Origin of the sequence: Pseudomonas sp. (genome assembly GCF_037994325.1) — a bacterium.
Taxonomy (GTDB): Bacteria; Pseudomonadota; Gammaproteobacteria; order Pseudomonadales; family Pseudomonadaceae; genus Aquipseudomonas.
In genome coordinates this window covers 1-5,656 of sequence record NZ_JBBNAH010000519.1, presented here as the reverse complement: position 1 = coordinate 5,656, position 5,656 = coordinate 1, and the positions used below count along the sequence as shown (strand labels likewise).

The 5,656-nt window shown below is 62.4% G+C and carries 5 protein-coding genes; all 5 read left to right on the top strand.

Translation table 11 applies throughout. From position 1 onward, the window contains the following. Nucleotides 1–348, top strand: a 348-nt coding sequence (locus tag AAAB16_RS17430; protein WP_340664453.1) for a methylenetetrahydrofolate reductase, incomplete at its 5' end; no start/stop codon positions are given. Nucleotides 349–429: 81 nt separating this feature from the next. Continuing rightward, nucleotides 430–1,914: a hypothetical protein gene (locus AAAB16_RS17425; RefSeq protein ID WP_340664452.1), complete on the top strand. Its 1,485-nt coding sequence runs from the start codon at nt 430–432 to the stop codon at nt 1,912–1,914. Continuing rightward, entirely contained in the window at nt 1,908–2,522 is a 615-nt protein-coding gene (locus AAAB16_RS17420; protein WP_340664451.1) for a hypothetical protein, read from the top strand. The genes AAAB16_RS17425 and AAAB16_RS17420 overlap by 7 nt, the downstream gene beginning before the upstream one ends. Nucleotides 2,523–2,547: 25 nt before the next feature. Continuing rightward, entirely contained in the window at nt 2,548–3,258 is a 711-nt protein-coding gene (locus AAAB16_RS17415) for a DUF3142 domain-containing protein (protein WP_340664454.1), read from the top strand. Nucleotides 3,259–3,424: 166 nt separating this feature from the next. Then, nucleotides 3,425–5,473, top strand: a complete 2,049-nt coding sequence (locus tag AAAB16_RS17410; RefSeq protein WP_340664450.1) for a DEAD/DEAH box helicase — start codon at nt 3,425–3,427, stop codon at nt 5,471–5,473. The last annotated feature ends 183 nt before the right edge of the window (nt 5,474–5,656 follow it).

Sequence of the window (5,656 nt, the reverse complement as noted above, 5' to 3'; positions counted from 1 at the left end):
GCGATCACCCAGTACTTCTTCAACGCCGACAGTTACTTCTACTTTGTCGAACGTGTACGCAAGATGGGTGTGAACATTCCGATCGTGCCGGGCATTATGCCGATCACCAACTACAGCAAACTGGCGCGTTTCTCCGATGCCTGTGGCGCGGAAATTCCACGCTGGATTCGCAAGCAGCTGGAAGCTTACGGTGACGACATCGATAGCATTCAAGCCTACGGCGAGCAGGTGATCACAGAAATGTGCGAGCGCTTGCTGCAAGGTGGCGCCCCTGGGCTGCACTTCTACACCCTGAACCAGGCAGAGCCGAGTTTGGCGGTGTGGAACAACCTCAAGCTGCCGCGCTAAACCTGCTTGTAGCTACTCTGCTTGTAACTAAGCCGCTTTGTTAAGCGGCTTTTTTAATGACTGCTTTCAAGGACGACACACATGAAGCGTTTTGCCCTCGCCCTGCTCGTACTGGGCGCCCCATTGGCCCACGCCAGTTATGACGACAGCGAGTGCGAACCGACCTTGCTGCTGCAGTCTTCCGGCCTGGATACCTGCTCCACCCAAGCCTTTCTCAGTCCCGGCAACGACACCCGCGCCAACCTGCAATGGCTGCTCGCCGACGCTGGCCTGCCGAGCCTGGCGGGTAATCCGGAAAAAGCCGCAGACGCCAATAACCTGGTGCCCTTCGCCCTCGAGCAGATGTTTAGCGTGGCCGCTCCAGAGGCCGAGCCCACTGACACGCCAACCGAGGCGGATGCCAATTCGCTGTCGGCCTTACTCGAGAAACTCGGGCTGAGCGCCGACTATCCGGACCTCGGCGAGGCGCCGTCCTACGCCAGCGGCGAAGGCAGCCGGCAGAGCAGCAATAACACCGATACCACCGCCACCTTTATCGCCCAGCTGTTCGCCACCGACATGCCAGATGCCGAGCGCAAAAGGCTCGCCATCCAACGCCTGACGCTGTTGCAGCAGGAGCACCCGGCCAGCGAACCCCAGCCGCTGAATTTCACCGGTGTGCAATCGGTGGCGGCTCGGCAGTTCGCCACTTACTTGCAAGGCGCCAGCGCCTTTTACGATGGCGACTTCGCCACCGCCATAGCCCGTTTCACCGAGTTGGGCGACAGCGCGCAGCCCTGGTTAAAAGAAACCTCCGTCTACCTGCTGGCGCGCAGTCAGCTCAATGCCGCCCAGGCCAATGCCTTTGATGAGGATGGCTACGCCGACCTGAGCAAGGCCGACCAACCGGCGTTGGTCAGCGCCGAGAGCGCTTTCCAGCAGTACCTCAGCGCTTACCCGGACGGCCTGTATGCCGGTTCCGCCACAGGCCTGCTGCGGCGCGTAGCCTGGCTGCAAAACGACCCGAGCAAACTGGCTGCGCAATACGCTGCAGTACTCGCCCAGAAAGACACGGCCAACAGCAGCCTTCCAGCCTTGGCCGATGAAGTGGACAGCAAACTGCTGGCCACCGCGCAAGAGGTGAGCAACCCGATGCTGCTGGCGGTGATCGATCTCCGCAAAATGCGCTCATTCGAGCCGATCACTCACGAGCAGCTGACCGCGCAAAAAGCGCTCTTCGCCAACGAGCCCGACCTTTATACCTACCTGCTGGGCGCCTGGGCCTATTACGTCGGCGACGTGCCGGGCGACGCCCTGATAATTCTCCCGGAGCCCACAGAGCGCACCGTCCTCGATTACCTGCACTTCAGCCAGCAAATCGTGCGTGGCATGGCCCTGGAAGAAGACGGCCAGTTGCCCGCCGCACAGGCGCACTGGTTGAAACTGCTGACCCTCACCGAGCAGCCGATCCAGCAACAACAGCTGCAATTGGCGCTGGCCCTGAACTACGAACACAGCAACCAGGTGGAGAAGATTTTCGCCGCCGATTCGCCGATCAAAACGCCAGCTGGCGTGAACAGTTGCTGAACCGCGTGGTCGGCCCCGAGCTGCTGCGCAAACTGGCTACCGACGGCAAGGCGGCAACGCCTGAGTCCATCACCGCGCTGTCGGTGCTGCTCTATAAAGACCTGCTGCAAGGTCACTACCAGGCCTTTAACGACGACTTGGCCTTGGTTCCCGAGCCAGTACCTGAGGCACTGCAGCAGTTTGTGCTCAGCCCCGGCGCCAACGATGACGGCTACAGCTGCCCGGCGCCGAAAGAAACCGCCGCGCTGTTGGCAAAAGAGCCCAGCAATGCCAACGCCCTTAACTGCCTGGGCGAATTCAGCCGCGCCCACTCGTTGGCCTTTGATGGCTCGCCAGGGGAGTACACCTTGAGCGGCAGCAAAAGCCAGTTCCCGGGCGAGCGCTTCGACCCACTGCATGGCTATCAGCAGATCATCGCCGACAGCAAAGCCCCGGCCGACGACCGCGCTTACGCCCTGTACCGCGCCATCAACTGCTACGCCACCAGCGGCAACAACCACTGCAATGGCGACGACATCGACAAGAGCGTGCGCAAACAGTGGTTCGCCACGCTTAAAAAGCAGTACGCCAGCAGCACCTGGGCGCAGTCGCTGAAGTACTACTGGTAAGCCGGTGAAAGGTTTTCTGCTCGGCATGCTGTTGGCCTCTGTTACCGGGCCAGCCGCTGCCGGGGTGGACGCCAGCCAGTACAACGCCTTCTGGCTCTGGAGTGGCGTGCAACCGCAGCCGGTGCTGGCCCAGGCGCAGAGCCTGTATATCCTCCAAGGCCAGGTCGAACGTGCGCCGCGCAGCCGAGGTGGTGCGGTACGTTTTCTCGCGCAAGGTATCTCGATTCCCAAACTGGCCAAGCATCCAGGCGAGATCTGGCTGGCTTACCGCGCACAAACCCTGGACTGGCCGCCCGAAGCCTACGCCGTGTTGCTCTCGCAACTGCGTCGCTGGCAGCTGGCGGGCAACCAGGTGGTGGGTATTCAAATCGACTTCGATGCACGGACCCGCGAGCTAAATCAGTACGTGCATTTTCTGCGTGACCTGCGCCAGCGCCTGCCGAAAAACTATCGCCTAAGCATCACCGGCCTGCTTGATTGGGCGCCGAATGCCGATACCGGCGTGCTCAACCAACTGGCTGGCGTGGTGGACGAAATCGTTATCCAGACCTACCAGGGCCGTCACAGCATCAGCAATTACGCCGCCTATTTACCGCCGACCAAACGCCTGCAACTGCCGTTCAAGATTGGCCTGGTGCAATACGGTGACTGGCAGGCGCCTGACTATTTAGAGGCGTTACCGCTGTTTCGCGGTTACGTGGTCTTTCTCCTCAATGCCCCTGCGTCGCGGCGTTAGGCGCATTGTTGAAATGCTCTGTTATACTCCGGCTTCCCCGCCTGGCTTACGCCCGGACGCCGGCCCTCCTAGAGGCCCGCAGGACCGGACGGGAGCGCGCCCTCAACGCGCTTCATGCACGGCAGAATTTCCCTATGGGCCACGCCCTAACTGAACAGGATTACTCATGTCCTTTGCTTCCCTCGGTCTCTCCGAGGCTTTAGTCCGCGCCGTCGAGGCTGCCGGCTACACCGTGCCCACTCCCGTGCAACAGCGGGCTATTCCCGCCGTGTTGCAAGGTCGCGATCTGATGGTTGCCGCCCAAACCGGTACCGGCAAAACCGGCGGTTTTGCCCTACCAATCCTGGAGCGCCTGTTTCCCAACGGCCATCCGGATCGCGAACATCGCCACGGGCCGAAACAACCGCGCGTATTGGTGCTGACGCCCACCCGCGAACTCGCCGCGCAAGTGCATGACAGCTTTAAGCTGTATGCCCGCGATCTCAAATTCGTCTCCACCTGCATCTTCGGCGGTGTTGGCATGAACCCTCAGGTTCAGGCCATGGCCCGCGGTGTCGATGTGTTGGTGGCCTGCCCAGGGCGCTTGCTCGACCTGGCCAGCCAAGGCAGCGTCGACCTTTCCCATGTGGAAATTCTGGTTCTCGACGAAGCCGACCGCATGCTCGACATGGGCTTTATCCATGACGTGAAGAAGGTCCTCGCGCGCCTGCCAAGCAAGCGCCAGAACCTGCTGTTCTCGGCGACCTTCTCCAAAGACATCACCGACCTGGCCGGCAAACTGCTGCACAACCCTGAGCGCATCGAAGTAACGCCGCCGAACACCACGGTCGAGCGCATCGAGCAACGGGTGTTCCGCCTGCAGGCCAACCACAAGCGCGCCCTGCTCGCCCACCTGATTACCGCCGGCGCGTGGGAACAGGTCTTGGTGTTTACCCGCACCAAGCACGGCGCCAACCGCCTGGCTGAATACCTCGACAAGCACGGCCTGCCGGCTGTGGCGATTCACGGCAATAAAAGCCAGAACGCCCGCACCAAAGCCCTGGCCGACTTTAAAAACAACGCCGTGCGTATTCTGGTGGCCACCGATATCGCCGCGCGCGGTTTGGATATCGACCAGTTGCCCCACGTGGTCAACTTCGAGTTGCCCAACGTTGAAGAAGATTATGTGCACCGCATCGGCCGTACTGGCCGCGCCGGTCGCAACGGTGAGGCCATTTCCCTGGTCGCCCCGGACGAAGAAAAGCTGCTCAAGGGCATTGAGCGCATGACCAAACAGAAAATCGCCGATGGCGACCTGATGGGTTTTGACGCCAGCACCGTTGAAGCGGAAAAACCGGAAGTGCGCGAGCGCCCTGAAGGCCGTGGCCGTGGCGCCCCGCGCGAACCCCGTGACCCGAACAGCCCACGTGGCGGTGGCGGCGGCGGTGAACGCCGTGGCAGCGGGCGCAAAGACAAAGGCAAGGACGGCAAAGACAAGCCAGCCGCCCAAGGTGCGCGTGCGCCGCAAGGCGGCCAAGGCCGTCAACAGCAACCGCGCTCGCCGCAGCCGCGCAACAACGAACCCCGTCAGCCACGCACCAGCGCCGCCCCGGTGATTCCGCCGTTGCCGGCTGATCGCGCGCCGGACGAGTTCCTCGACGACGAAATCGATAACTTTGGTAACCGCGCTGACTACGTCAGCCCGAACCAGGGTCGTCAGCAAAACCGTGGCCGTCGCCCTGCCGCACCTACCGGCCCAAGCGCCAGCAACGGTGTCGGCCTGGGCGCGCCACGCCCAGCCGGCCAAGCGCCACGCAACAACAACCCACGCCCGCAAGGCCAAGGCAAACCAGCCGGTGGTGGCCAGCGTAACAATGGTGGCGGCGGTGCCGGCGGTCAGGGCAAGCGCCCACCAGGCCGCAGTGGCGCAGGCCAACCACGGCGTGATGACTCGCGCAGCCGCAGCAGCGGCCGTGATGATTCGCTGCGTCAGGAACCAGCCGTGCGTGGCCCGCGCGAGTCACAGCACCAGCCAGTGATCGTGCACAAGGAGTCGAAAATCGACCGCACCTTGACGCCCGAGCAGCTGGAGCAACTGGACAAGCTGCCGAGCCGCAACCGTGGTGAGAAGCCTGCGTTGCTGACCGGTAATCGCGAAGGCTACGGCCGTCGCGTTAAACAAAAACACCGGCCTTGGGCCGGTGTTTTTGTTTGGCGGATCGGCGTTTGGCGCTGACCCTCAGCCCCTCTCCCGCAAGCGGTAGAGGGGGGCCTACCCGTGTTCCAGTCCCCTCGCCCCTTCGGGGAGAGGGTTAGGGTGAGGGGCGAGAATCGCTCTCGACGCAACCCCTCACCCCGGCCCTCTCCCAAGGGGGCGAGGGAGATAAACATCGCGGCGACGCAATACGTTGACTCGCCT

Excerpts from the sequence above, each read along its gene's own strand:
- AAAB16_RS17425 (WP_340664452.1), top strand. The coding sequence starts at position 430 with ATGAAGCGTTTTGCCCTCGCCCTGCTCGTACTGGGCGCCCCATTGGCC.
- AAAB16_RS17415 (WP_340664454.1), top strand. The coding sequence starts at position 2,548 with ATGCTGTTGGCCTCTGTTACCGGGCCAGCCGCTGCCGGGGTGGACGCC.
- AAAB16_RS17410 (WP_340664450.1), top strand. The coding sequence starts at position 3,425 with ATGTCCTTTGCTTCCCTCGGTCTCTCCGAGGCTTTAGTCCGCGCCGTC.